This is a genomic window from Paenibacillus sp. 1SOY10 (genome assembly GCF_056836745.1).
Genome location: NZ_JBXENK010000012.1, coordinates 43,206 through 68,482, shown reverse-complemented (window position 1 = coordinate 68,482; position 25,277 = coordinate 43,206). Strand labels below are relative to the sequence as shown.

Genomic DNA, 25,277 nt, shown 5'->3' with positions numbered 1-25,277 from the left:
TGGAGGTACCTACTGATGCAGAAACAACAAATCGGGGTTGTCGGCCTGGCTGTCATGGGCAAGAACCTCGCACTCAATATAGAAAGCAAAGGCTTCTCCGTAGCTTTGTACAACCGTTCCTCCGCGAAAACGAAGGAATTGCTGGAAGAAGCTCCGGGCAAAAATTTCGTCGGCACTTACAGTATTGAAGATTTTGTGCAGGCGCTGGAAACACCGCGAAAAATTTTAATCATGGTCAAGGCCGGGCAGCCGACAGATGACACGATTGATCAGCTTGTTCCGTTCCTGTCTCCCGGCGATATCCTGATTGATGGAGGCAACGCGCACTTCCCCGATACGCAGCGCAGAAACAAGTTGCTGGAAGCTCAAGGCTTCCGCTATATCGGAGCTGGCGTATCCGGTGGCGAAGAAGGCGCGCTGAAAGGACCGGCCATTATGCCGGGTGGACAACGGGACGCTTACGAATTAGTAGAGCCGATTCTTACAGCCATCTCCGCAAAGGTGAATGGCGACCCTTGCTCCACCTATATCGGGCCAGATGGTGCTGGACATTACGTCAAGATGGTGCATAACGGCATTGAATATGGCGATATGCAGCTCATTGGCGAGGCCTATCAGCTATTGAAGGATGTACTGGGCTTAAGCGTCGACGAGCTACACGATATTTTCACGGAATGGAACAAGGGTGAATTGGATAGCTATTTGATCGAGATTACAGCCGACATCTTCGGGAAGAAAGATCCTCAGACTGGAAAGCCGATGGTGGATGTTATTCTGGATTCCGCCGGCCAGAAAGGCACCGGCAAATGGACCAGCCAAAGTGCGCTGGATCTGGGTGTTCCGCTCTCTATCATTACCGAATCCGTATTCGCCCGCTTCATCTCGGCGATGAAGGATGAGCGCGTTGCCGCCAGCAAACGTCTGAGCGGGCCTAGCACGACTGCATTCCAAGGTGATAAGCAGGCATTCATTGAAGCCGTTCGCAAAGCGCTCTACGCCAGCAAGATTGCTTCCTATGCCCAAGGCTTCGCCCAAATGCGGCTGGCCTCCGATGAGTACGGCTGGGATTTGAATTACGGTGGTATCGCCATGATCTTCCGTGGCGGCTGCATTATCCGCGCCCGCTTCCTGCAGAACATCAAGGATGCGTATGACCGTAATTCCGAGCTCCGCAACTTGCTGCTCGACGATTATTTCAAGGAAGTCGTAGAGAACTATCAGGAAGCATGGAGAGAAGTCATTGCAACAGCGGTGACCCGTGGCATTCCGGTGCCAGCCTTCTCCTCTGCCCTGGCTTACTACGACAGCTACCGGTCCGATCGTCTTCCGGCCAACCTGCTGCAAGCACAACGCGATTATTTCGGCGCGCATACCTTTGAGCGGGTGGATCAGGAAGGAAGCTTCCACTTCCAATGGATGCAGCAATAACTAGCGATAACTAGAATACATCATAACTCAGCCCTTTCGTCTCCTTCACAGGAAGGCGAAAGGGCTTTATGATGAATTAAATGTGTCGCAAGCAGGAGCAACAGACCGTTTTGTCGAAATAAAATTAGGTTGAACCTAAATGAACAGAAAACAAGTCAGACCGAGGTGACATGCGCTTGACCATTTTAAAAAATGATTGGGCTCCTTATCTGGAGGCCGAATTTAACAAGCCGTATTATTTGCAACTGCGTACATTCCTGGCTCAGGAATATCGCACGAAAACGATTTATCCCGATATGTATGATATTTTCAACGCACTTCATTATACGTCCTTCGCTGACGTGAAGGTCGTCATTCTGGGTCAAGACCCTTACCATGGCCCAGGGCAAGCCCATGGACTTAGCTTCTCCGTGAAGCCCGGAGTGAAGGCACCGCCATCCCTGCAAAATATCTTCAAGGAGCTGCGCGACGATTTGGGCTGCTTCATTCCGAACAACGGCTATCTGGTCCCTTGGGCCAAGCAAGGCGTGCTTTTGCTCAACACCGTCCTGACCGTGCAAGCCGAGACAGCCAACTCCCATAAGGATAAAGGGTGGGAGAATTTTACTGACAAGGTAATCAAGACGCTGAACGAGAAGAGTGATCCCGTTGTCTATTTGCTATGGGGTAGCCACGCTCAGAAGAAAGCGGCCTTGATTACGAATAAAAATCACTATTTGATTAAAACACCGCATCCCAGTCCCTTGTCGGCTCACCGTGGGTTTCTTGGCAGCAAAGCCTTCTCACGAGCAAACGAATTTTTGCGTTCCCAGGGACTTCCCGAGATTGATTGGCAAATCCCTGATCTGACATGAAGCACGCGGCTAATAGCCTGACGATAAGTCGAATGATCCTTTCAGGCCTGCTGATTTTCCTCATCCATCGGCCGGCCTGTTTCATTATCTTCTACAGCATAGCGGGACTAACCGACTTACTGGACGGCCCCATCGCGCGTAAGAGTGGTCATGCTGATGAGCTGGGAGCACGGCTGGACTCTATGGCTGATATGATCATGTTTGGTGTCGTTACCGCTGCTTTTATCGTTTGGTCAGGTCCCGAGATCTATAGGCTACTGCCCTACCTTTACGCCACTCTAGCCACCCGTATTCTAGCTTTACTCTATGCCGGCTGGCGCTTTCGAACCTTCGCTATGATTCATACCTGGGGAAATAAATGTACCGGCTTGCTCGTGTTTGCTGCACCTTTTGTCCTCCTGTGGCCAGAGTATGTGCCGTTGGTATTTCGCCTCGTCTGTATCATCTCTCTCCTCTCTGGTATCGAAGAGCTACTCATTCATTTGACCTCGCAGAAGCTGGATCTTAATCGGAAAAGCCTCTTCTCCTTCGGCAACTCCCCTTCCTCTCCAAAATAAACTTGTCCCGCCCAGGCTAACCCCGGTTCTGAATTTCCTTGAATCGTAATAATTATGATTATGATGAAGCTTATAAGGAGATCCAGATGAACAAAATCCCAGTTCCCCGGCTGTTGCCTATGCTGCTACCGGCTGCCTTTGCCTTGGCCTGCTTGACCGTAGTCTCCCCCGCTCTCCTGCGGCAAGTGCCCATGGATGAGGTGCAGACCTTTAAGACAAGCTTTCTTGGCATTCTGCTCGAAGCGTTGCCTTTCGTTCTGGTAGGAGCCATTCTGTCTTCACTGATGCATTTATTTGTATCTGAAGAAATGCTGCGCCGCTGGATGCCAAAGCATCCCGTACCGGGCATTCTCTTCGCTTGTCTGCTCGGGCTGATATTTCCCGTATGCGAATGTGGGATGATTCCCTTGATCCGTCGAATGATTCAGAAGGGAATGCCCGTGTATATGGCCGTTGTATTCATCTTGTCGGGCCCCATTCTGAACCCTGTGGTGTTCAGCGCCACCTATATGGCCTTTCGCCTATATCCTGAAATGGTCTACGCTCGTATGGGACTGGCCTTTGCCGTTGCCGCAGCCATTGGCACCATTCTGTATCTCTACTGGAAGGACAATCCACTCAAGCATTCCTTGGCACGTGGCGCTACCCAAGACGGCAATGGACAAGGACACACACCTGCTCATGGCAGTAATAAACTGACCGCGGTGTTCGTACATGCAGCCGATGAAGTGTTTGAGATGGGCAAATATCTGCTGATCGGCTGTCTGTTAACCGCAGGCATTCAGGCGTTTATCGCCAGAGAACATCTGGCGGACATCGGTAGTGGCCCGGTCAGTGCCTACCTGTTCATGATGGGCTTTGCCTTCGTGTTATCCCTGTGCTCCACTTCCGATGCCTTTGTAGCCTCCACCTTCTTACAGACTTTTTCCGGGGGTTCACTGCTGGCCTTTCTCGTCTTCGGACCTATGCTGGATTTCAAAAATATGCTAATGCTGCTCTCTGTATTCCGCACCAAATTCGTTATGCTGCTCGCCTTCCTGATTTCTGCACTTGTATTTACGGGAGCCGTATGGGTCGGTGCGCTATGGTTATAAGGAGGATATCGCCATATGAATCAGCCGCTCATGATCCGCAGGCATTATCTAATCAGAGCCTTCATCTTGCTTGGCTTCGCCCTGTTCATTGCCTATTTAACCCGTTCCGGAGCGCTCTATTTCTATATTGCTCCCCGTATGGAGCCATTGATTCGGTATGTACCCATTCCGCTTGTTCTTATGGCTATCTGCTTGGCTTATCAAGCTTTGTTTCAACGCTCCGCCGCTCTATGTGATTGTGAGCGTCCTCTTTCGGCATCCGGCTGGAAGAATACCGCTGTCTACGGTTTATTTCTGCTTCCGTTGCTACTGGGTACCCTGTTGCCCGATCAGGAACTAGGCAGTTTTGCCGCCGCCAAGAAGGGCATGAGCCTGTCCTCTCCCTTGCTCGCCTCAGAACAACTGGAGGAAATCTTCAAGGCACCCGATCCGTATAATACCGAATTTGCTGCCTTGGCCCAGCGACTTTATCCCGAGCCCATCATTGAGGTCAAGCCCGAAATATTCTCTGAAACGATTGGAGCTATCGAGCTCTTCCAGGACAAATTTCGCGGCAAAAAAATTAAGCTAAGCGGGTTCGTCTACCAGGATAAGGACCTCATAAAGGATGCCAAAGAGTTTGTATTAGGACGCTTTCTGGTATTATGCTGCACCGCTGATTCCTCTCCATTTGGTGTCATCATCACGTCAGATCAACCCATTTCCGGGCTCGCCAAAGATGCCTGGCTTGAGGTGGAGGGAATCATAGAACCTCAGACCAGACAGGGCAAGAGCATCATTACGATCAAAGCAGAGCGGCTCTCAGAAATTGAACGGCCTGCCACCCCTTATGTATATCCAAACGGTGATTCCATCCAGGTATGGGATAATATCAACCGCTAATAAAGGCATCGACGGCGTCTTCATCGGTCAACGGCTCACCGCTTTGCACGATTTGCACGTATACCCGGTTAGGAACGCAGATAATCGTCTCATTAGGGCGAGAAATGAAGCCCATCTGCATTGATATCTTCTTAGGGCAATCAGCGAATATCATTTGGATGCCTTCCTCAAATACTTTCAAGGTATTACGGCCATACGACGTAGCAATATCGATCGTCTGCTCCCCTTCATCCAGCGGGACACTCCGGTACAGCTCCCCATCTACCTGAATTTCGGCATAAAGTGTTGCCGGATCATAGGTTTGACGACTTTCGAACTCTTGACGGAACCATAGCCAAATCGAGCCTACCAGTACCAGTACGATCATTAACAACACATCGCCGCGTTTGAGTCTCAACATTTTGATTTCATCCTGTCTCGCTATGCAAGCGTAATAATTACGAATATATCTTATTCATTCTAGGGAATCTCCTTTTCATTTGTCAATTCACTTTCACACACCAGCTTCAACGCCGAAAAAGGGCCGTTCCCGGGTGCATGGCTAGATGCGGGGAACGACCCTTTAAGTTATAGGCTGCCTATCTCTCGCCAGCAAGCGCTGGCTTACTCATTCTAGTCTCTTGTCAGCATGATCCAGCCTTCCATTTCAGTGTCCAGCTCAGCGCCCAGAGCTTCTGCCATAAAGCGAAGCGGCACGTAACCCGAACCGTTGGTGTGGATGAACATAGGCTGCTTGAGTTTTACGACAGCACCGTCTACCAAAGCCTCGCTTGAACCGACCTCTAGCACAATTTCCTTGCCGGTAATATCATCGGTCACAACAAAACGCTTGGGAGAATCCTTTGTCCATTTAATATCAGCATCCAGTTCATCAGCGAAGAAGCGCAGTGGAATGAACGCCGTACCTTCTTTCTTAATGACTCCGTAATAGTCGCTCTCCGTATCAATGAACGCTGTCTTATATCCAATGCTCATCGTTTCATCCAAGAATTCATATAGCGCGGGAACATCTTCAAAGTTGCGCAGAATTTGTCCCGGTGTCGGATCAGCTACAGTAAAGTCCAGGACACCCTTACTGGTGTCTACTTTATCTGCTTTGACGGCTCCCCCGATGTTCCAAGCTTCGCTGTCGCTGTGTACTTTCACAGCCGAAATCGGAAGATCGTTGGAACTTGGCAAAGCAATGTTAAGATCCATTGTTTGCTTACGAAGATTCAGCTTACCGTCGAAGTATAGGTCTAACTTCAGGACAGTATCTTTGCCGAAGATCGTTGCTACATCAGGGTCTTCCTCCAGTAAATTCTTCACCTCTGTATCATAGGAGGCAAGAATCTCATCAAGACCTGCTTTCAGTTCAGCGTAGAATTCCTCTACCGCTGCCTGTTTACTATCAGGCCCTTCAACGTATTCTTCGTCGAACATGTAAATATATGGAGCAAAGAGATCGTAATATCCTTCGATTAAAGCCTTCAACCCTTGCTCATCCTTGGAAGCATTGGCGAGAAACGGCTTGATTAACCCAAAGAATTCGTCACCGCGAATTTCCGTATGAAGATGCGTCAAATTCAGTTTTTCACCGTTCACTTCAGCCTGGCCTTGCTTGACAGACAACACCGAGGGATTAGGGAAATGCTTAAAGATAAATTCCCCGACCTGGACCGTCAGTTCCTGTGACTCTTCATTCATCGCATTCAGGTCATTTGTCCCCAGTAATCCTGGAATTCCCTGTTGCTGCGATATGTACAATGGTTGCTTGGCACCTTCGATTTCCAGTCCAATCCCCTGCTCATCCATGGACACCAGGAATGGCGTTTTCTGACCGCTCAGTTGCACATCGCCTTTTATGGACACCGTCTGAGAGTCTTCTACTTTCGCTTGTTCAATATTTAGAGAAAAAGAATTGATCAGTTCAATAGCAACTCTATCTGAAATAGACAAAGCTCCCTCAACTGGTACTACTTCTACACTTAAAGTCTGTCTTGATTCACTGGACACCGGATTGATATTGTTGGCGAGCGCCTTGCTGATATCCAAACCACCAACCGATTGGCAACCGGCAAGCACAACGAGCATGAACGCCAAAGGAATAGACAGCCATTTGATCTTCTTCATGTGTTCCCCTCCTTCATTTGAATACTTCCATTATCCGATAATAATTCATTTTTGGGAACGGTATGTTCCGGATTTGGGACTATACGCCTACCTTGCTTGCTTTACTTTTCCACTTTCAGACGGGACAATATATGCTATAATAAAAGTTATGACAACTGAAGAAACTCATACCCTTCTTCACAAATAGTAAAGGGGTATGAGAGAGGTTCGCGAACTCCCTCTATAAAAAACTATAAGCGCCTTCCTTATGCGGAGGTCTTTTTCCATGATCTCTGTGGTAGCTCTGACTATCGCCTAAGGGTAACTTGGAAAAAGCTCGTGCATGTGCCGGGCTTGTTTTTTGTGACCAGTTCAAGAACTCTCTTTCTTCCATTATTCCATGAAGACGGAGGGTTTTTTTATGCTTAAAAATGAGAAAGCCATCGTAGTATTCAGCGGCGGTCAGGACAGCACTACTTGCCTGTTCTGGGCCATGAAGCAATTTGGTGAAGTAGAAGCAGTCACGTTCGACTACGGACAACGCCACAGTCTGGAGATTGAATGTGCACGAGAAATTGCCGGGGAGCTTGGCATCAAGCACACGGTGCTCGATATGAGTCTGCTGGGGCAATTGACGCAAAATGCCTTGACCCGCAGCGATATCGCCATTGAGCAAAAAGAAGGCGAATTGCCCAGCACATTTGTGGATGGACGCAACCACCTGTTCCTCAGCTTTGCTGCGGTTATGGCCAAGGGTATCTCAGCCAGGCATATTGTAACCGGGGTATGTGAAACAGACTTCAGCGGATATCCAGACTGCCGGGACGTCTTTGTCAAGTCGTTAAACGTGACACTGAACCTGGCTATGGACTATGAGTTTGTCATCCATACGCCATTGATGTGGATTGACAAGGCGGATACCTGGAAGCTGGCCGACGAGCTTGGTGCCTTCGACTTTGTCCGCGAACGCACCTTAACCTGTTACAACGGCATCATCGGCCATGGCTGCGGTGAATGCCCTGCCTGCAAGCTGAGACAAGCCGGATTAGACAAATACTTGCAGGAGCGGAAGGGGGCAAATCAATCATGAACCGGACACCTGGAGAATTTCGTATTATAGAGTCCTTGCAGAAGCTGGGCGTGGATATCACCAAGGACCAACTTCGCTATCATCGTCGCCGGGTGCTGGTCAGCAAGGAATTTACCTTTGATGCAGCACATCATCTTCATGCCTATGAAGGCAAATGCAAAAATTTGCACGGCCATACCTATAAGGTCGTATTTGGCATTAGCGCCCTTCCGGATGAAACGGGAATTACCGTAGACTTTGGCACCCTTAAAACCATCTGGAAGCAGGAAATTGAAGGTTACCTTGATCACCGCTATCTGAACGAAACCCTGCCCCCGATGAATACCACCGCAGAAAATATCGTGGTATGGATTTATGAGCAGATGGAGGCGGCTCTGGGTTCAGCAGCCTATCGCTCCGCCATCTTAGAGGGACGGACGGAATTTGTTCGTCTGTACGAGACGCCAACCAGCTATGCCGAGGTCAAGCGGGAGTGGATGCAGGAATGAGTGAGCCATTGATTCCTGTACTTGAGATCTTTGGACCTACCGTCCAGGGCGAGGGCATGGTGATTGGCCAGAAGACGATGTTTGTCCGCACTGCGGGTTGCGACTATCGCTGTAGTTGGTGTGATTCTGCCTTCACCTGGGACGGCAGCGCCAAGGATTTGATTCGCCGGTTGACGGCAGATCAAATTCTGGCGGAGCTACGCGAAGTGGGTGGAGACCGATTTGCCCATGTCACCTTGTCAGGAGGCAATCCCGCTCTGCTCCCGCAGTTAGCCGGGCTGGTCAAGCTACTCCATGCCGAAGGACTAGCCGTAGCCGTCGAGACGCAAGGCTCTCGTTGGCAGGATTGGCTGGCGGAAATTGAGCAAGTGACCCTCTCGCCCAAACCGCCCAGTTCGGGTATGGAGACCAATTGGGACGCTCTGGACGATATCGTCGGCAAGCTGAACCATCGCCCGGCCCCCTTTGCGGTTAGCCTGAAGGTCGTCGTATTTGATGATTTGGACTTGACCTATGCCAAGCAGGTGCATAAGCGCTATCCCGAGGTAGCCATGTATCTGCAGGTAGGCAATCCGGACGTGAAGCGCATGGATATCCCGGAACATGCCTCTGATCTGCTCCACCGCTATGAAGCGCTGATCGATAAAGTCATTGCTACGCCTGACCTGAATCAGGTTCGTGTATTGCCGCAACTACATGCCCTGGTATGGGGCAACAAACGCGGCGTCTAACTCTCAGATTGAATTAAGGAGGACTCTTTATGTCCGGAAGAAAACCCGAGGAAATGCAGGATGTTACGCTGCTGGGCAACCAGGGCGTCAAATATCCCTTTAACTATGCGCCTGAGGTGCTTGAAAGCTTTGACAATAAGCACCCGTACCGCGATTATTTTGTAAAATTTAATTGTCCTGAGTTTACCAGCCTCTGCCCGATTACGGGGCAACCCGATTTTGCCACCATCTATATTAGCTACATTCCCAATATCAAGATGGTCGAGAGCAAATCACTCAAGTTATACCTGTTCAGCTTCCGCAATCACGGGGACTTCCATGAAGATTGCGTTAACATCATCATGAATGATCTGATTAAGCTGATGGAACCGAAATATATTGAAGTATGGGGAAAATTCACTCCGCGGGGTGGTATTTCCATCGATCCTTACTGCAACTACGGACAGCCCGGCACCAAATACGAGGCTATGGCTGAACATCGCTTGTTGAACCATGATATGTATCCGGAAAAAGTGGATAACCGATAAACCCATATAGACCATAGGTTACGGTATAATAGGGTTATCTGAACACCCACGTCCTGCTGCGCCCAAAGAGATACTGGAGAGGAGAAATGCTGATGAAGCCAAAAGTGTTTGTGTCGAGGAGCCTTCCCCCAGAGGTCAAAGACTATCTGGAAGAACATTGTAATGTAAGCCTGTGGGATCGGCCCGAGCCGATTACGCGGGAGCAGTTGCTGGCAAGCCTGGCCGAAGCTGAGGGCCTACTGACGGCAGACCGCAGCATTAACCGGGAATTGCTGGACCACGCCCCCAAATTGAAGGTAGTCAGCAATGTCAGCGTTGGCTATAACAATTTTGACCTTGCAGCTCTGAAAGAACGGGGAGTCATGGGGACAAATACGGCGGGTTCGCTGAACGATACCGTGGCCGACCTCATCTTCGCTTTGATGCTGGATGTCGCCCGTCGCGTCTCCGAACTGGATCAATATGTGAAGGCAGGACAATGGAAACGTGGGGATGGCCCAGGCTTCTTCGGTCTGGATGTCCATCACAAGAAGCTCGGTATCATCGGTATGGGTGAAATTGGCGAAGCCGTGGCACATCGGGGCAAATTCGGCTTCGGCATGGAAGTGCTCTACTACAACCGCAGCCGCAGACCAGAATCCGAATCCACTCTGGAGGCCCGTTACCTGCCGATGGATGAGTTATTACAGGAAGCAGACTTCCTTGTCCTCATGACGCCACTTACACCGGAGACCCGCCATTTGATCGGCGCCCGGGAGTTTGCGCTGATGAAGCCAACGGCCATCTTTGTCAACGCCTCGCGCGGAGCGACGGTGGATGAAGCAGCGATGGTCGCCGCCTTGCAGAACGGACAAATCTATGGAGCTGGCCTGGACGTATACGAGCATGAGCCGATAGCTGCGGATCACCCTCTGCTCAAGCTCCGTAACGTCGTTACCTTACCTCATATCGGCTCTGCTACTGACCAGACCCGCCGTAAGATGGCTATGGTCGCCGCTCACAATCTGGTCGCTGCGCTGGAGGGCCGCACTCCTCCTAATCTGGTGAAGGAATTAAGGCTGTAGCGCCTGATCATCTTGAGCGTTGCCCAGCATCCGGTTCTTAGGCATGAAGAACACGATCACCACCGCACAAGCTGCGGGAATTAATGCCCACATAAAAGTATGCGCAATGGAGGCCGCCAAGGCCTCCGTTATGCTTTTTAGCACCTCTGGTGGAATCTGTGCCCTTCTCTCCGGGCTTAACGCCTCTTGCGCGTTCCCAAAGGCAGCTCCGATCGACTCACTCCCCGCAAAAGCTTCTAACATACGGCTCGACAGCAGATTTCGCTGCGCGATACCAAAGATGGTGATCCCCAGCGTCATCCCCAGTGAACGCAAGAAAGAGTTCGTAGAGGTGGCCGCTCCCCGGTGACGCATATCGAAATGATGTATGGCCGCCATGCTCAGCACCGAGAAGGAGAAGCCGACGCCAAACCCGGTCAGAATACTGTACGCCGTCAACACGAGTCGTGAAATATCACTGCTGAGTGTTCCCAGGGCAAAAATTCCACTTACAAAGCAAATAGCCGATAACAACATGACTGCCCGATAGGACATCCGTGAAGCCAGCATCCCTCCCAGCATACTAGAGGCCACCGAGCCAATCATCATCGGCATCAGCACAACACCGGAATTCGTTGCCGAACCTCCGAAGACGCCCTGTACAAAAATCGGAATATAGACGGTAGCTACAATAAATGCACTCCCATAAAGCAAGGCAAGCAAACAGCTTGTGGCAAACAGTCGGTTCTTGAACATGGCAAAGGAAATAATCGGCTCGCCAGCCCTCGCCTCCACGAACAGAAAAATGATAAACAAAACAAGAAATCCACCAAGCAACCCGAGAATCGCTGCGGAATTCCAGGCATACTTGTCCCCACCCAGTTCCAATGCAAACATCAAGCATACCACTGCACCAACCAGCGTGAAGGCACCACCCCAGTCAATGCGCTGCCGCTCATGCGTCACGGACTCCTTATAATAAATGATAATCAGCAGCAGAGAGACAAGACCAATCGGGATATTAATATAGAAGACCCAATGCCAACTGAGGGCATCCGTAATCAAGGCACCGAGTAATGGGCCGAAGATACTGGACGTGCCAAATACAGCGCCCATAAGCCCCGTCATCTTCCCACGCTGCTCCACCGGAAAAATATCATAGATAATTGTAAACGCAATCGGCATTAACGCCCCACCCCCGATGCCTTGAATGGCCCGGAACAAGCTAAGCTCCACCATGCTGCCAGCAAATCCGCACAACACAGACCCAAGCAAGAACATGATAATACCGAACAGAAAGAATCGCTTGCGCCCATACATATCCGATAACTTGCCGAAAATCGGGGTTCCCGCCATTACAGTTACCATATAGGCCGAGGTCACCCATACGAACTGCTCCATACCTCCAAGATCGCCCACGATCGTTCCCATGGCTGTCGTCACAATGGTGTTATCCATCGCGGCCATCAAGATGGCCAACATCAAGCCGAGCAAGATATATCTGGTTTGCTTTTTATTTTCCGCTATCAACAGAGCTCTCTCCTTTACATGCATCCTATTCATTCTTATTGAGACAAGCTCTCCTCATTTTATTGAATTTCCATCAAAAGTAAACCTTTTTCTGCAAGCTACCGTTCTCAACAGGTTTGACCTATAATAGAACCAGAGGTTTTGTAAGGAAAGGACGATGGTTTGAAAATGAATGCCAAATGGTTGGAGATTGAACGCAAGATGCATGAATCAGGTGTGAATACCGTATTGATTACGGACCCAAAACATGTATATTACCTCACCGGCTTCCTAAGTAACCCGCATGAGCGCTTCCTTGGAGCAATTCTGCAAGCTGGAAGTAAGCCCTTTCTGCTCGTTCCTGCACTGGATGAAGAAGTTGCTCGCGCCGCCGCTGATGTGAGCGAAATCCTGACCCATGGAGATACCGATAATCCCTATGAAGTGCTCAAATCGAGACTTGGTGAGGTAAAGGGTACGTTTGGCTTCGAGAAGGAGCAAGTGTCCGTCGCTAAATTTGAGCAAATGAAAGATACGTTAGCCTTTGCCGGATACATGGACGTTGGTACATGGCTTCGCGATTTGCGAGTCAGCAAGAGCGCTGCTGAAGTAGGTAAAATCAAGCATGCCGTTCGCCTGATTGAGCAGGTGCTTAGCGAAACGTTGCTTCAGGTTCAAGAAGGTGTGACCGAAAATGAGCTCGTGGCACAGGTGGAATATCAAATCCGTAAATTAGGGGCAGATGGCCCCTCCTTTGACTCGATGGTGCTATCGGGCGAGAAAACAGCGCTGCCGCACGGCGTGCCTGGCACCCGACAAATCCGCAGGGGCGATCTGTTGATGTTCGACATCGGCGTTTATGCCGATGGCTACGCCTCGGACATTACCCGAACTTTCGCGGTTGGAGAATTGTCTCCGGAACTGATTAAAATTTATGAAACCGTGCTTGCCGCTAACGAGGCAGCGATTGCAGCTATCAAACCCGGGGTGACCTTCGCCTCTATTGATCTTGCTGCACGACAGGTCATTGAAGCGGCGGGGTATGGCAAGTATTTCCTTCATCGGCTTGGCCATGGCCTGGGCATCGATGTCCATGAGTTCCCTTCCGTCCATGGTGAAAATGAATATCGGCTGGCAGAAGGACATGTATTTACGGTTGAGCCGGGCATCTACGTACCTGGGGTAGGTGGCGTGCGCATTGAGGATGATGTATTAGTCACGGCAACCGGGGTGGAAGTGTTAACCAGTTACCCTAAGAACCTCACCTATATCTAACACTTGATGTAACTGTAAGGAGCTTTGATGCCCTTCTCAGGGCTCAAGGCTCTTTTTATTTTTCTATTTACCTACATTTCTAGGCATTTTTACATAAATAAAAGCCTAAAAACCAAAATAAATATGACAAACTCATTTTCAAAGGGCATATTTTCCTATAGAATAATGCTTATGAACCAGTGGTAGAAAAATAGACACTGCAGTTCCTATGAAAACCAATATAAATAACAAATATTCTAAGGGAGATTGGAGAGGATTTTCTTTGTTTAAGGGCATAAAACGCTCTATAAGCCGCAAGCTGATGACTGCATTTGCGGCGGTCATCGTCATTTCATCGCTATTGTTTAGTGTCAGCTTTTATTACATTTCGATGGGCATCATTAATCAGAATGTGCTGCCTCAATTCGATAAGGTTCTGCTGACCAGTACCCAGGATATTTTCAAACGCCTGGATACCACCCAATCGTTGCAACTATTAAGTGGTAACGAAAACTCGCGGTTTACGGTAGAGAAGTATTTGACTTCCAGTGCCTCCGAGTTTCAGCTTAACACCGCTTATCTGATTCACCTTCAGGAAGAAGGCGCTACCGTGCTCGCCGCCAATGAGAACTCAGGCATGGCTCCCGGTGATAAGCTGGAGATTCAAACGGCCATGACAGAAGCAGCGAGTGGCGGAGTCAAGATCAGTGATCTCTACTCCGACAGCTTTGGATCACACAAGACGGCATTTATTGCCATTCCCGGCAGCAAAGCATTACTTGCTGTAGGTCTCGATGCTACCTTTATTGATGAGAAGCGCGCAGAAATACTAAATATCTGTATCGGCATTACCGCTCTCGTTATTGTGCTCGGCATGGCTACCGCCTACCTGATCAGCACACGCATCACGAAACCAATCAAGAAGCTGGTTGCCGCCACTGACAAAATGGCGGTTGGCGATTTCCGGCAAACGATTGAAGTCAAGAGCCAGGATGAAATCGGGCAATTGGCCAGCAGCTTCCGGACGATGACGACCCAACTCAAAGAAATGTTTGCAACCGTAATGCAAACCTCTCACTCCGTTGTGGGCGCCTCTGATCAACTGTCAACATCGGTAACGACCTTCGAAGATTTGATTGCCCGCTCCAATATGGCTACTCAGGAGATTGAGTCCGGCAGTATGACGATTGCTTCAGCCGCCGCCGAAAATGCCAGAGCCATGGAAGAAATCTCCCAAGGCGTACAGCATATCGCTTCTTCCTCCGCTGAGGTAAGCGACCGGATTGGACAAGCTACTGCCCAGGCAGGAACCGGGAATGAGCTGGCTCAAACCGCCGTACAGCAAATGCGCCATGTAGAGGATGCAGCCAACCGTACGCTGGCGTACATTCGTAATCTCAATGACCGCTCAGAGTCAATTGCAACGGTGGTAGGGACGATTACCGATATTACAAAGCAGATCAATATCCTGGCCTTAAATGCAGCGATTGAAGCTGCTCGGGCGGGTGAACATGGCAAAGGCTTCGCTGTTGTTGCTGAGGAAGTACGTAAGCTGGCAGAGCAATCCCGGCTGGCCATGGAAGAGATCAGCGAGAACCTGCTCAGTATTCGCGAGGAGTCGGAAAACTCGGTCAATGCGATGCAGAATGCCAGCGAGGAGATTATCTCGGGTACAGAACGCGTGAAGCAAGCCGGTCAAGCTTTTGAACAGTTGACTGAATTAATTCACAACGTAAACCTGACCATTCAATCCGTCTCGGCTTCAACTCAGCAAGTATCCGCTGGCACAGAAGAAGTTACGGCCTCTGTTGAGGAATCAGCCAACATTACGGCCAAATCGCTTGAGAATATGGTGCAAATCTCTGACTATTCCCAACAGCAGCTTGCCGAAATGGAAGGCCATGCTCAAACCGTTCATTCCTTGCACAAGCAAGCGGTATTATTACGCGAGTCTGTTGAGAAGTTCCAGATTTAAAAGCCTGTTGCTTCCGAAGTCGTTTTCTCCGAGAACATGTAGCTCGCTACTCAGTCCCTGACTTCATCCAACTTTTTTATCCCTATTGATAGATTGTCTACTCAAATAGAGCAAAATAAAAAGATTAGGCGTCCAAACCTAATCTTTTTATTTTGCCGAGTACATAACAAGCCCCGCCAAATCCAGCACAATATTAGCCTCCATCAAAAGATCTAAACCAAGCAGCCCATTAATCGCAAGCTTCTCGTGAATAGATCCAACATCCAGCTTATAATTATCAATGTTTAAGTTACCTAACTGAATTGAATCAAATGTTTTGCGAAAACAGCTTTCTTCCCCACCAATGCCAAACGCAGTAATGATTTCATCTCCAGTCTCGAAGTAAACGCCAATATCTGCTACAGCATCAGCAGATAACAAAGTATGAGATGCGCCTGTATCAATTACAAGTTTGTCGATAGTCAGAGCATGTCCTCTATAAATCAAGGTTAGAGATGTTAGTAGCAACCCATCAACATATTCAATTTTCATGCTGTACGACTCCACGCAATCCGCGAAGCATTCGAATTTCAACCTTCAGCTCCTCGTTTCCAGTGTGTGACACAATCACACCATTCTGAGATTGTAGTAATTCTTGAGTCGCTTCTTTCGGGTCCTGAATGGCACAAATGAGTGCGACTTCATCAACAAGCTTGGTGTTGCCTACGGTATGTGAAGCAAGGATTTGCAGCTTGACGTATTGGTCAGGATAAATCTTACGAACTTCTTCCCATTGCACGGCTGGCACCTCCAGTTCGGTTTATCCATATTGTATCAGATTATTGGACATAAAAAAGCTCTCCAAAACGATGTACTGGTATTATTCCCCTTCAAGGAGAGTTATGTAGCATAGCTTGCACGGTTAACCACGGCTTATGCCTCAGACTTGCGCTGAACACCAGCAATCTCATATAGCTTCTCCATCTGCAAATGTGCGCGGACATGATCAGCAAGCCGATCGAAGGCCTCCTCCTTGCGTGCTGCCATAGAGATAGTAGCTTCCAAAGGAGCTAATCCCTTGCTCACGCGAATCCCGTTGAGCCAAGCACGCCTCCAGTCATCATTATGAAACAATCCGTGCAAGTAGGTCCCGAACACTCTCCCATCCTTGCGGGCTGCCCCTTCAAGATGAGCCTTCTCTACTTGCGCATTGTGGCTGGTGCCTTCAGTGGAACGGACTGCAAATAATGGGGCAATGGATACGGGAGTACCTTGAGCAGGCATCGGTGTAGTGACCCCGGCATGAATCTCATAGCCCTCTATGAATAATTTATCTTCCGTCGCGTGCAAGCGCAGCGGTGAATCATTTAGCGTCGTTCCTTGTACACGGACAGTCTTCTTTCCGGGAATAAAGGTGGTCGTCAACGGTAGCCAGGCCAAACCTACGGCAGACCTTGAAGCCGTAGCTTCCACTCCCTCAGGATCATGGAGCTGCTCCCCAAGCATTTGATATCCTCCGCAGATCCCAACCAATTGCGTGTGTGTGTCACGCCGCAAATGACGGGATATTTCCTGTTCCAGTCCTTGAAGACGCAAATAGTCCAGATCGCCGAGCGTATCCTTCGTCCCCGGCAGGATAATGACATCCGGGTTCCCCAGATCTGCGGCCTTATCTACATAGCGGACCGAAACATCAGGCTCTACCGTTAATGGATCAAAGTCGGTGAAATTTGAAATCCGAGGGTAGCGGATTACGGCGATGTCCAGTTCCGTCTGCCCTGAGGCTGGTGGAGCCAAAGCATAAGTATCCAGTACGACAGAATCCTCTGCTTCAATATCCATATCAGGCATGAAGGGAATGACGCCTAGTACAGGGATGCCGGTACGCCCCTCCAGCCAATCCAGACCAGGCTTCAGGAGAGATACGTCACCACGAAACTTATTGATGATGAAGCCCTTTACGCGGTCCCGTTCATGCGGCTCTAGCAGTTCCAACGTCCCGACCAAAAAGGCAAATACACCACCCCGGTCGATATCTCCGATCAGAATAACCGGAGCATCTGCCCAACCTGCCAAATTCATATTTACGATATCCCTATGCTTAAGGTTGATTTCAGCCGGACTCCCCGCACCTTCCATTACAACGATATCGTATTGCTGGCGCAGCCGATTCAGAGCGTCCATCACCAGCGGCTGAGCTTTGGGTAAGAACTCTTCCCGGTATCTAACCGCACTGAGATGCTGATGCGGACGACCATGAACTACGATCTGCGAGTGCATGTCCCCCGTCGGCTTGAGCAGCACCGGGTTCATATCGGTTGTCGCTGCGATTCCGCAGGCCTCCGCCTGCGTTCCTTGTGCACGACCGATCTCCTTGCCGTCTGGCGTAACATATGAATTCAAGGCCATGTTCTGGGACTTGAACGGGGCAGGTTGCAGTCCATCCTGTACAAAAATGCGGCACAATGCCGTCACAATTACACTTTTCCCTACATCCGATGCTGTGCCTTGCACCATTAGAACTGCACCGTTGTTGGCAGTTGTCTTGTTACTACGCTCCATTGCGCTTCGTACTCCTCTCTCGCCAGCCCGTTCTCACGGCAAAATCAGCACAGCCAGCAGTAACAGCAAAGCTTCCAGCCCTTCATTCAGCGCTCCGTAGGTATCCCCCGTCAAGCCCCCCAATTTGTGGCTGATTCGTCCCGCTGCCCAGGTGCCAGCTCCCCAAGCCACAACCGGATGAAGGATGATATAGAGCATGGTCTTCATCAAAGCAGACTGCTCAATCCCTTGAAGAGCCAGCAGCAGAAAGAATAGCATGGCTGCAATCGTGAGCAACAGGGCAAGTACGGTAGACTCCTGAGTCTCGCGTCCCCCCACAGCACGGAATTGTCCGGCCAGCCCTTCTCCTTGTCTGGCCTTTGGCCAGTGCTGCATGGCCCGGGTCATGAACCAGCGACTCCATATCGCCGCCGTCACAATGGCTAAGCCCGATTGAACAGGACTATTTTCCAGTAAGGATAAGATTAAAGACAGCTTAAGCAACACCAGCAGCAGGCAAGCGAGTACGCCCATGGCACCAACCCGGCTGTCCTTCATAATATCCAGCATTCGCTCCCTGGACCGGTAGCTTAGCAGCCCGTCAGCCGTATCCATCCAGCCATCCAGATGCAAGCCACCCGTTAGCCACACCCAGACGATCAGAGCTAGCACAGACGCAGGCCAGGAAGGCAGCAACCAGGCGAATAAAAGACCCGCAGCCCAGACGCAAATACCAATCGTTGCTCCAACCAAAGGATAATATACTGCGCTACGTCGCAAGAGATCAGGTGTAAAGTCCAGTTCCTTCCGAATCGGAATACGGGACAGGAATTGGAACGCCACAGCAATTTGATGAGATAGGGGATAAACGATATTATTTTGCGGTTCTTGAGATTTAGGTTCGCTCATAAGCGATACTCCCTGCTTTTTAATTCTATCGGGATGCCTGCTGTTACTAGAAATACCTGGTCTGCCAACGCTGCAATTGTCCGATTCAGCGTGCCGGCCAAATCCCGATATTGCCGCCCCAGCGGATACTCCGGTACAATTCCATGCCCTACCTCATTCGTGACCATCACGAGCGTACCAGGGAATTCAGCGACAGCCGCAGCAAGTTCTTCAATTTGCCCCATGACTATTTCGGTCGCCAGATTAGGCTCATCTCCAGCATCCAGCAAGATATTGGATAACCATAAGGTCAGGCAATCGACCAATACAACGGGAGACCGTTCTCTGCTTCGGTCTGCACCTAGTTCCATTAATAAGGCCGGAAGTTTGTAGGGTTCTTCCAGCGTAGTCCAGCCATATTCTTGCTGCTCACGCTGTTGCCGGTGAAGAGCAATGCGTTCCCTCATCTCTTCATCAAAGGCTTGTGCCGTGGCAATGTAAGTGGCCGAGCCCGCTTGCTTCATTACAAAGCGTTCGGCAAACGTGCTTTTTCCGCTACGCGCTCCCCCGGTCACCAACACCTTCATCGGCTTAGCTCTTCGGAAGCAGTACCATCCGATACTCCCGCACTTTCGAAGGTAGCCATCTCGCTCATAACCTGGCAAGCGGCATCCACGAGATGCAATGCAAGCACCCCTCCTGTGCCTTCACCCAGGCGCATGTCCAGCTCCAGCATAGGCGCAAGCTTCATGGATTCAAGTAATTGGCGATGCCCTTGTTCGTGAGAAACATGGGAAGCAATGACGTAATTAGCCGCTTCTGGTGCTAAGCGTACGGCTACTAATGCAGCCACTGTAGAGATGAAGCCATCAATAACAACGGGGCAGTGCAAAGCAGCGGCCCCCAGGATAATCCCGGTCATCCCGGCAATCTCCAATCCACCCACCTTGGACAGTACATCAAGCGGGTCTTCTGTATCAGGAGAGTTAACCTCCAGCGCTCGTGCCACCACATTCCTCTTGTGCTCCAGACGCTCATCTGTAATCCCTGTTCCCCGGCCCACACTTTCCAGCGGAGAATAACCTGTAAGGCTACTCATTAAGGCTGCACTGGCCGTCGTATTGCCGATCCCCATCTCTCCGGTTACGAACAGCCGGGCTCCCCGCTCGGCTTCAGCAGCAACCACATTCGCCCCCACCAGTATAGCCGCTTCCGCTTCCTCCCGGCTCATCGCTGGACCTTTAGCCATATTCGCGGTGCCATAACGGAGCTTGCGCTGAAGTAAATTCGGATGCTTAAGCTCTGCGTTTACCCCGATATCCACGCAAACAACCTCGGCTGACGCTTGGCGAGCCAAGACATTCACAGCCGCACCGCCAGCGAGAAAGTTAAGCACCATCTGCGGAGTCACTTCTGCCGGAAAGGCACTTACTCCCTCTTCGCATACTCCGTGATCCGCCGCCATAACGACAACGGTCCGTTTGGAGAATGAGGGCTGCATTTCCCCGGAAATACCGGATAGCTTAACCGCCAGTGCCTCCAGCTTGCCAAGACTGCCGGGCGGCTTCGTCAGAAGGTCCAAGTGCTCCCCGGCTGCCTTCATCGCTGCCGAATTCAGTGGGGTAATCTCCCGTATTAACTGTGCTAATGATTGAAATTCCATGTTCATTCTCCCTTTCTCAGCCATTCCTGCCTTTGCTTACGGAGTAGCGTCCCCTCGCCGCAGCAAAAGCTGGGGAATGTCCAGATCCGGGTGGGCAACCTGGTGCGCATGAACGCCAAATACCTTGGCTACCAGGTCTGGTGACAGAATATCCTGCGGAGCGCCCTGTGCCACGATACTTCCTCCACTCATAACAAGCAGGCGATTACAATACATCGCTGCCAAATTCAAATCATGCATCACTGAGATGACTGTTAGCCCTTCTGTGCGCTGCCAGTCTGCCACCAATTCCATGAATTGAAGCTGGTAACGCAAATCCAGATAGGTAGTTGGCTCGTCGAGCAATACCAATTCCGGCTGCTGAGCCATGACCTTCCCCAAGGCGGCCCGTTGCCGCTGTCCCCCGCTAAGTACACTGAGCGGGCGGTGTTGCAGTTCCATCAAATCCAGACGCTCCATGATACCGTCGATTAACCGGGCGCCTGCCAACGAATCACCTGGCTCACGCCCCCGCCAGTCCTGATAGGCAAACCTGCCCATCTCCACCACCTCACGGACCGAATAACCTACAGGCGGCAGACCATCTTGCTGCAATACAGCAATTTTATGCGATAACGCCTTGCGCGAGTATGTCTCCAGCAGCTTTCCATCCAAGCGTATCTCCCCGCCATTTGGCTTCTCTACACCAGAAATCAAGTTCATGAGTGTGGTCTTGCCGCTGCCGTTCGGGCCAATCAGACCCCAGAACTCACCGGACTGCACCTGCCAACTCAGCTTATCCAGTATGTTGTAGCGGCCAAAGGATTTGGATATGTTCGTGATCTCAATCAACGCATCTCCGCCTCCCTTTGCTTCTTCTTGAGGTATAACAAATAACCGAAGAAGGGTGCGCCCACAAAGGCGGTGATAATACCAAGCGGGATCTCGGTAGGGGCAAGCAACGAACGGGCGGCAAGATCACTCCACATCATGAAAATGCCGCCACCAATCGCCGACAACGGAATAATCAAGCGATAATCCGGCCCTGTAATCAAACGAATCATATGAGGAACTACCAGTCCAACAAAGCCAATAACTCCTGATACAGATACGGCTGCCGCCGTCATCAGCGTTGCCACCAGCAGCACCAGCAGCTTGGTCCGCTCTACGGCCATCCCGGAATGAGCGGCTTGACGCTCTCCCAGAGACAGCAAGTTCAAATGCTTGGCTCTACTCCATAAGTATAACGCTCCCAGCAGCAAATATGGGAAAAGGATGGCCGTATACGACCATCCACGCAAGCTTAAGCTGCCCATTGTCCAGTATAAAATTTCGTTGACCGTTTTCTTGGACATGGCCGTCAAAAAAGAGACCACGGCTCCAAGAAAGGCCTGCATAACAACCCCCGAGAGAATCAGGCTTTCGATCGGAATCTTGCCGTTCTCCCGCGCCAGCCACAGGACGATCCACAACGTGATTGATCCGGTGATAAAGGCGACAACCGGAAGTGTGAACACCCCCAGCAAGGAGAACTGCCAGCCAAAGAATATCAGGACGGCTGCCCCGATGGCCGAGCCAGACGATACGCCCAGCGTATAGGGATCAGCCAGGGGATTGCGCAGGACGCCCTGGAACCCAGCCCCGGCAACCGCCAGCGAAGCGCCCACAAGCATGCCGAGTAGCACTCTCGGAAGGCGCACCAGAACGACGATTTGCTCCGATGCCACTTCCCAATCAGGGGTAATCAAGCGGCCAAGCCCCGGAATCCGGTGCAGCAGAATAGCTGCAATCTCTCCAGCAGGCAAATAGACCGAGCCGATTCCGATACAAAGCAGCAGCGTCACTGCGAGCAGCAACAGCCCTATCGTTCCGTATCCGGCCAGTTTGCCACGAATCATGGTTGTACCAAGTCCGGATAGATCGCCTTTGCCACCTCAATAAGTCCTTGCGTAATCCGTGGTCCAGGACGGCTCAGCAAGTTATCTTCCAGACCAAAGACTTGATCTTCCTTGATAGCTTTGATCTGATCCCAACCACCACGGGCTTTAATAATATCAGCCAAAGTTTGATTGTTCTCATAAACCAGGCTCTTTGCGTACAAGATGACGTCCGGATCAGCCTGAATAATGTTCTCTTCATTGATTTCTGACCAGCCCTCAATGTCAGATGCTACATTAAGTCCACCAGCCAGCGAAATCATTTCATCCATAAATTCGCCCTTCCCCACCGTCCATCCCGGGGAAAACTCGATGTATACCTTTTTCTTCTGATCTTCGCTCACGGATTTGACAGCTTCGGTAACCAATTGCAGCTCCTGCTCCATCTTGGCCACTACTTCCGCCGCCTGGGCATGGTGATCAGTAATGGTGCCAATCAATTCAATATGCTCTATTGCGTCCTGAATCGTCTTGGGTTCGGACTGGAATACCTTGATGCCTAAATCACCCAAGCTCTTGACCGTAGCTTCGTTAATGAAGCTGGCGGTAACAACCAGGTCAGGCTGCGCAGCAACGACGGCCTCTACATTGACCTTGGAGGTCCCCATGCGTGGCTTGTCCTTCACGGCTTCCGGATAATCATCCAAATCGGATACGCCAACGATCTGCTCATCCAGTCCCAGTGCAAACAATACTTCGGTATCCGAAGGAGCCAGGGATACGATTTTTTGTGGAGCCGATTCGAAGGTAAATTCCTGACCACTCGAATCCTGTACGGTTAGCGGATATTCCGTATGAGCAACGGCTTGCTCGCTCCCTGCATTTGTACCTGCATTTTGCTCCTGAGCCGCAGGCGTGTTCGTGTTCGTTCCCTGATTCTGGTCTACAGCTGCATTGTTACTGCCGCAGCCTGCCAATACCAACAGCGTAGCCAGCAATAGACTACCCCAAATTTTTTGCCATTTCTTCATGCTTTGACCTCTCCTCTGTGTCTGAATTTCGCCTTATAGAGGTTGTTCCAAAAGTTGTCTTCCCAAGACGAAGCTGTTCAAGGAGTGAATTCGACATCAAATCTTGAATTCAACCGGGCCTAGCCTATGCTTACGTAGCATGTTTCTTGCAGAAACATTTGAGTTGCTCACGTACCCATGCTTCCGAAGTCGTTTTCTGCGAAAACGTGTAGCTCCGCTACTCAGCCCCTAGCTTCATCCAACTCAAGCGTTTTGAAAAAACGCACATCGAAAGCATAAGCTTCGGTCCTGAAAACCTAACTTTTGGATCACGCACTTACAGGCGTCAAAGAAAGCACTCAAAAAGAAAAACCCACTCCAGGTCGGATGGGCTACGTCTACAAAGTCATGCCAGCAAACGGTGGCTTAAGCCACAACAATCGCTATAGGCATGGGTGTCTTGGCAGAACGTTATCCTTTCCTCGAAGGACCGTCATTGAGTTCCCGTGGCAGGTCTCCTGACTTACAGGTGCCGACGATGCTCGCCTTCCCATCTCCCGTCTGACGGTAGACAGTGGCTATTGTGAGCTCGTCCCTGTTTACAGTGGCGGGACCGTGCCAGAGTTGCACCGGCTTCCCTTTTAACCCAAAGCTCACCTGGCGTTACGCCATGGCGGCATCGGGACCTACGGGTACGATTGTACGCTTGCTTAAGGCTTTCTTCTCTATTGGATTATAGGGGAAAAGCAGGATGCTGACAACCTGCATCCTAATGATGAACCAGCCAGATACGACGTGCAAACCTCCCCTTCATAGTCACACAACGATCCCTGATGTGAAGTCCGGCATCCTCAAGCTCTTCCTCCAACGGCTCGGTCGAGACGATAACCGCACGGCGACTAATCCGGCGTATACTGTCCAGCATCTGCCTTCGCTCTGCTAGCGGAAGCACTGAACAAAGATTATATGGTAGATCAACGATGGCCGCCGCATATTCCCCTTCAAGCTCCTTCAAATCCTGGATAGCCACGATGGCGGTATCCTCGTAACCAAAATGACGAAGATTACTTCTGGCCCCGCGTATCGCAACCGGGTTAATATCGCGACCAACGATATCCACGCCCATGGACAAGGCTTCAATCAGGACATTGCCCATGCCGCAGCAAGGATCAATAGCCTTCAGACCTTCTGGATCAGGTAATGCGATATTCACCAATGCCCTGGCGGTAACCGTAGTCAGCCCTGTGGAGTAATTATGTGGTTTATGCTTATGAGCGAGCCACACCGGATCGGCTGCATGGCAAATGCCAAGTGTCCATCCTTCCTCTCTGGCGAGCAAGCCGAAGGTCACATCTGGATTTTTCATGTCAGCTTTCCCCCGTATGCGACCACCGATCTGGCGCTCCGCCTCTCGCTGCTCCTCATAAGTGTATCTTAGCCCACATTTCAGATATACAACCTTGAACGTTGAACCCTCAAGGTACAAATCCCCGACCTGTTCCAAGAGCTCCTCCAGGCTGTCCCTGGCCAACAGCACATCCAGCCGCAAGGAGATGAACGGGCTGCGATTCGGCGCAAGCCGCCGCGCACTTACGATATAAGGCATCTCTGCATTAAAATCACCAAAGAGTGCCCGAAGTTCCATATGGCATAGCTCACGCTCGTTCTCATGGCTGACATACGGATAGATATAAGCTGGCCCCTGTTGTTGGATCAAATTCAAGCTGTACGACTTCCCCTCTGCATCAATGGCTTAGCTTACCACATATGTGAATTCTAGCTGGTATATAAGATTTGTCTGATGTGCAGATTTCTCT

The 25,277-nt window shown here is 50.5% G+C and carries 25 protein-coding genes and 2 riboswitches; of the genes, 12 read left to right on the top strand and 13 right to left on the bottom strand.

Annotated features, from left to right (window positions below; all coding sequences use genetic code 11):
* Positions 1-15 precede the first annotated feature (15 nt).
* From gndA to AC1VOR_RS20510, 5 genes are all read left to right on the top strand, one after another.
* Complete coding sequence (gndA, locus tag AC1VOR_RS20530; RefSeq protein ID WP_482620616.1) at positions 16-1,428, top strand: NADP-dependent phosphogluconate dehydrogenase; 1,413 nt, start codon at positions 16-18, stop codon at positions 1,426-1,428.
* A gap of 176 nt (positions 1,429-1,604) precedes the next feature.
* Positions 1,605-2,282, top strand: coding sequence for a uracil-DNA glycosylase (locus AC1VOR_RS20525; RefSeq protein ID WP_482620614.1), 678 nt, complete (start codon positions 1,605-1,607; stop codon positions 2,280-2,282).
* On the top strand, positions 2,279-2,839 hold the full coding sequence (locus AC1VOR_RS20520) for a CDP-alcohol phosphatidyltransferase family protein (RefSeq protein ID WP_482620613.1): 561 nt from the start codon (positions 2,279-2,281) through the stop codon (positions 2,837-2,839). Before AC1VOR_RS20525 ends, AC1VOR_RS20520 begins: the two co-directional genes overlap by 4 nt.
* An 86-nt stretch (positions 2,840-2,925) precedes the next feature.
* Positions 2,926-3,933: a permease gene (locus tag AC1VOR_RS20515; RefSeq protein WP_482620611.1), complete on the top strand. Its 1,008-nt coding sequence runs from the start codon at positions 2,926-2,928 to the stop codon at positions 3,931-3,933.
* Positions 3,934-3,948: 15 nt separating this feature from the next.
* Complete coding sequence (locus AC1VOR_RS20510) at positions 3,949-4,815, top strand: TIGR03943 family putative permease subunit (RefSeq protein ID WP_482620609.1); 867 nt, start codon at positions 3,949-3,951, stop codon at positions 4,813-4,815.
* Here AC1VOR_RS20510 and AC1VOR_RS20505 read toward each other — a convergent pair.
* Positions 4,805-5,215 (bottom strand): NusG domain II-containing protein, encoded by a 411-nt coding sequence (locus AC1VOR_RS20505; RefSeq protein WP_482620607.1) that lies wholly within the window; start codon positions 5,213-5,215, stop codon positions 4,805-4,807. The two genes, AC1VOR_RS20510 and AC1VOR_RS20505, sit on opposite strands and share 11 nt — an antisense overlap.
* 212 nt (positions 5,216-5,427) lie before the next feature.
* Entirely contained in the window at positions 5,428-6,927 is a 1,500-nt protein-coding gene (locus AC1VOR_RS20500) for a stalk domain-containing protein (RefSeq protein WP_482620605.1), read from the bottom strand.
* A 196-nt stretch (positions 6,928-7,123) separates the two neighbouring features.
* Positions 7,124-7,167, top strand: a riboswitch (PreQ1 riboswitch).
* 160 nt (positions 7,168-7,327) lie between these two features.
* Between AC1VOR_RS20500 and queC the strand changes: the two genes are divergently transcribed.
* The 5 genes from queC (at position 7,328) to AC1VOR_RS20475 (ending at position 10,806) form a co-directional block, all read left to right on the top strand.
* Positions 7,328-7,996 (top strand): 7-cyano-7-deazaguanine synthase QueC, encoded by a 669-nt coding sequence (gene queC / locus AC1VOR_RS20495; RefSeq protein ID WP_482620604.1) that lies wholly within the window; start codon positions 7,328-7,330, stop codon positions 7,994-7,996.
* Positions 7,993-8,484, top strand: a complete 492-nt coding sequence (gene queD, locus AC1VOR_RS20490; RefSeq protein ID WP_482620603.1) for a 6-carboxytetrahydropterin synthase QueD — start codon at positions 7,993-7,995, stop codon at positions 8,482-8,484. The genes queC and queD overlap by 4 nt, the downstream gene beginning before the upstream one ends.
* A complete protein-coding gene (gene queE, locus AC1VOR_RS20485; protein WP_482620602.1) occupies positions 8,481-9,215 on the top strand; it encodes a 7-carboxy-7-deazaguanine synthase QueE in 735 nt (244 codons plus the stop codon). Before queD ends, queE begins: the two co-directional genes overlap by 4 nt.
* Positions 9,216-9,244: 29 nt before the next feature.
* Positions 9,245-9,742, top strand: coding sequence for a preQ(1) synthase (gene queF / locus AC1VOR_RS20480; RefSeq protein WP_482620600.1), 498 nt, complete (start codon positions 9,245-9,247; stop codon positions 9,740-9,742).
* 92 nt (positions 9,743-9,834) lie between these two features.
* Positions 9,835-10,806: a 2-hydroxyacid dehydrogenase gene (locus AC1VOR_RS20475; protein WP_482620598.1), complete on the top strand. Its 972-nt coding sequence runs from the start codon at positions 9,835-9,837 to the stop codon at positions 10,804-10,806.
* Here the strand turns inward: AC1VOR_RS20475 and AC1VOR_RS20470 are convergent.
* A complete protein-coding gene (locus tag AC1VOR_RS20470) occupies positions 10,795-12,339 on the bottom strand; it encodes an MDR family MFS transporter (protein WP_482620596.1) in 1,545 nt (514 codons plus the stop codon). The genes AC1VOR_RS20475 and AC1VOR_RS20470 overlap by 12 nt on opposite strands.
* 144 nt (positions 12,340-12,483) lie before the next feature.
* Here AC1VOR_RS20470 and AC1VOR_RS20465 point away from each other — a divergent pair, with 144 nt between their 5' ends.
* Together AC1VOR_RS20465 and AC1VOR_RS20460 are read left to right on the top strand one after the other, a co-directional pair.
* On the top strand, positions 12,484-13,569 hold the full coding sequence (locus AC1VOR_RS20465; RefSeq protein WP_482620594.1) for a M24 family metallopeptidase: 1,086 nt from the start codon (positions 12,484-12,486) through the stop codon (positions 13,567-13,569).
* A 262-nt stretch (positions 13,570-13,831) separates the two neighbouring features.
* Positions 13,832-15,523 (top strand): methyl-accepting chemotaxis protein, encoded by a 1,692-nt coding sequence (locus tag AC1VOR_RS20460; RefSeq protein WP_482620592.1) that lies wholly within the window; start codon positions 13,832-13,834, stop codon positions 15,521-15,523.
* Between the two features lie 147 nt (positions 15,524-15,670).
* Here AC1VOR_RS20460 and AC1VOR_RS20455 read toward each other — a convergent pair whose 3' ends face one another.
* From AC1VOR_RS20455 to AC1VOR_RS20410, 10 genes are all read right to left on the bottom strand, one after another.
* Positions 15,671-16,054 carry a retropepsin-like aspartic protease gene (locus AC1VOR_RS20455; protein ID WP_482620590.1) on the bottom strand — a complete coding sequence of 128 codons (384 nt, stop codon included), beginning with the start codon at positions 16,052-16,054 and terminating at the stop codon, positions 15,671-15,673.
* Complete coding sequence (locus AC1VOR_RS20450) at positions 16,044-16,301, bottom strand: hypothetical protein (protein ID WP_482620588.1); 258 nt, start codon at positions 16,299-16,301, stop codon at positions 16,044-16,046. The genes AC1VOR_RS20455 and AC1VOR_RS20450 overlap by 11 nt, the downstream gene beginning before the upstream one ends.
* Positions 16,302-16,435: 134 nt before the next feature.
* Entirely contained in the window at positions 16,436-18,064 is a 1,629-nt protein-coding gene (locus AC1VOR_RS20445; protein ID WP_482620587.1) for a cobyric acid synthase, read from the bottom strand.
* A 33-nt stretch (positions 18,065-18,097) separates the two neighbouring features.
* Positions 18,098-18,952 (bottom strand): adenosylcobinamide-GDP ribazoletransferase, encoded by an 855-nt coding sequence (cobS, locus tag AC1VOR_RS20440; RefSeq protein WP_482620585.1) that lies wholly within the window; start codon positions 18,950-18,952, stop codon positions 18,098-18,100.
* On the bottom strand, positions 18,949-19,518 hold the full coding sequence (gene cobU / locus AC1VOR_RS20435; protein ID WP_482620584.1) for a bifunctional adenosylcobinamide kinase/adenosylcobinamide-phosphate guanylyltransferase: 570 nt from the start codon (positions 19,516-19,518) through the stop codon (positions 18,949-18,951). Before cobU ends, cobS begins: the two co-directional genes overlap by 4 nt.
* Complete coding sequence (cobT, locus tag AC1VOR_RS20430) at positions 19,515-20,594, bottom strand: nicotinate-nucleotide--dimethylbenzimidazole phosphoribosyltransferase (protein WP_482620583.1); 1,080 nt, start codon at positions 20,592-20,594, stop codon at positions 19,515-19,517. Before cobT ends, cobU begins: the two co-directional genes overlap by 4 nt.
* A gap of 36 nt (positions 20,595-20,630) precedes the next feature.
* Positions 20,631-21,425, bottom strand: a complete 795-nt coding sequence (locus AC1VOR_RS20425; RefSeq protein WP_482620581.1) for an ABC transporter ATP-binding protein — start codon at positions 21,423-21,425, stop codon at positions 20,631-20,633.
* Complete coding sequence (locus AC1VOR_RS20420; RefSeq protein WP_482620579.1) at positions 21,422-22,471, bottom strand: FecCD family ABC transporter permease; 1,050 nt, start codon at positions 22,469-22,471, stop codon at positions 21,422-21,424. Before AC1VOR_RS20420 ends, AC1VOR_RS20425 begins: the two co-directional genes overlap by 4 nt.
* Entirely contained in the window at positions 22,468-23,481 is a 1,014-nt protein-coding gene (locus AC1VOR_RS20415; RefSeq protein ID WP_482620577.1) for an ABC transporter substrate-binding protein, read from the bottom strand. Before AC1VOR_RS20415 ends, AC1VOR_RS20420 begins: the two co-directional genes overlap by 4 nt.
* A gap of 471 nt (positions 23,482-23,952) precedes the next feature.
* Positions 23,953-24,165, bottom strand: a riboswitch (cobalamin riboswitch).
* Positions 24,166-24,229: 64 nt separating this feature from the next.
* Positions 24,230-25,183, bottom strand: a complete 954-nt coding sequence (locus AC1VOR_RS20410; RefSeq protein ID WP_482620575.1) for a THUMP domain-containing class I SAM-dependent methyltransferase — start codon at positions 25,181-25,183, stop codon at positions 24,230-24,232.
* Positions 25,184-25,277: the final 94 nt, after the last annotated feature.

Coding starts and splice junctions, on each gene's coding strand:
- gndA (WP_482620616.1), top strand. CDS start 16: ATGCAGAAACAACAAATCGGGGTTGTCGGCCTGGCTGTCATGGGCAAG.
- AC1VOR_RS20520 (WP_482620613.1), top strand. CDS start 2,279: ATGAAGCACGCGGCTAATAGCCTGACGATAAGTCGAATGATCCTTTCA.
- AC1VOR_RS20515 (WP_482620611.1), top strand. CDS start 2,926: ATGAACAAAATCCCAGTTCCCCGGCTGTTGCCTATGCTGCTACCGGCT.
- AC1VOR_RS20510 (WP_482620609.1), top strand. CDS start 3,949: ATGAATCAGCCGCTCATGATCCGCAGGCATTATCTAATCAGAGCCTTC.
- AC1VOR_RS20505 (WP_482620607.1), bottom strand. CDS start 5,215: ATGTTGAGACTCAAACGCGGCGATGTGTTGTTAATGATCGTACTGGTA.
- AC1VOR_RS20500 (WP_482620605.1), bottom strand. CDS start 6,927: ATGAAGAAGATCAAATGGCTGTCTATTCCTTTGGCGTTCATGCTCGTT.
- queC (WP_482620604.1), top strand. CDS start 7,328: ATGCTTAAAAATGAGAAAGCCATCGTAGTATTCAGCGGCGGTCAGGAC.
- queD (WP_482620603.1), top strand. CDS start 7,993: ATGAACCGGACACCTGGAGAATTTCGTATTATAGAGTCCTTGCAGAAG.
- queE (WP_482620602.1), top strand. CDS start 8,481: ATGAGTGAGCCATTGATTCCTGTACTTGAGATCTTTGGACCTACCGTC.
- queF (WP_482620600.1), top strand. CDS start 9,245: ATGTCCGGAAGAAAACCCGAGGAAATGCAGGATGTTACGCTGCTGGGC.
- AC1VOR_RS20475 (WP_482620598.1), top strand. CDS start 9,835: ATGAAGCCAAAAGTGTTTGTGTCGAGGAGCCTTCCCCCAGAGGTCAAA.
- AC1VOR_RS20470 (WP_482620596.1), bottom strand. CDS start 12,339: ATGCATGTAAAGGAGAGAGCTCTGTTGATAGCGGAAAATAAAAAGCAA.
- AC1VOR_RS20465 (WP_482620594.1), top strand. CDS start 12,484: ATGAATGCCAAATGGTTGGAGATTGAACGCAAGATGCATGAATCAGGT.
- AC1VOR_RS20455 (WP_482620590.1), bottom strand. CDS start 16,054: ATGAAAATTGAATATGTTGATGGGTTGCTACTAACATCTCTAACCTTG.
- AC1VOR_RS20445 (WP_482620587.1), bottom strand. CDS start 18,064: ATGGAGCGTAGTAACAAGACAACTGCCAACAACGGTGCAGTTCTAATG.
- cobS (WP_482620585.1), bottom strand. CDS start 18,952: ATGAGCGAACCTAAATCTCAAGAACCGCAAAATAATATCGTTTATCCC.
- cobU (WP_482620584.1), bottom strand. CDS start 19,518: ATGAAGGTGTTGGTGACCGGGGGAGCGCGTAGCGGAAAAAGCACGTTT.
- cobT (WP_482620583.1), bottom strand. CDS start 20,594: ATGGAATTTCAATCATTAGCACAGTTAATACGGGAGATTACCCCACTG.
- AC1VOR_RS20420 (WP_482620579.1), bottom strand. CDS start 22,471: ATGATTCGTGGCAAACTGGCCGGATACGGAACGATAGGGCTGTTGCTG.
- AC1VOR_RS20415 (WP_482620577.1), bottom strand. CDS start 23,481: ATGAAGAAATGGCAAAAAATTTGGGGTAGTCTATTGCTGGCTACGCTG.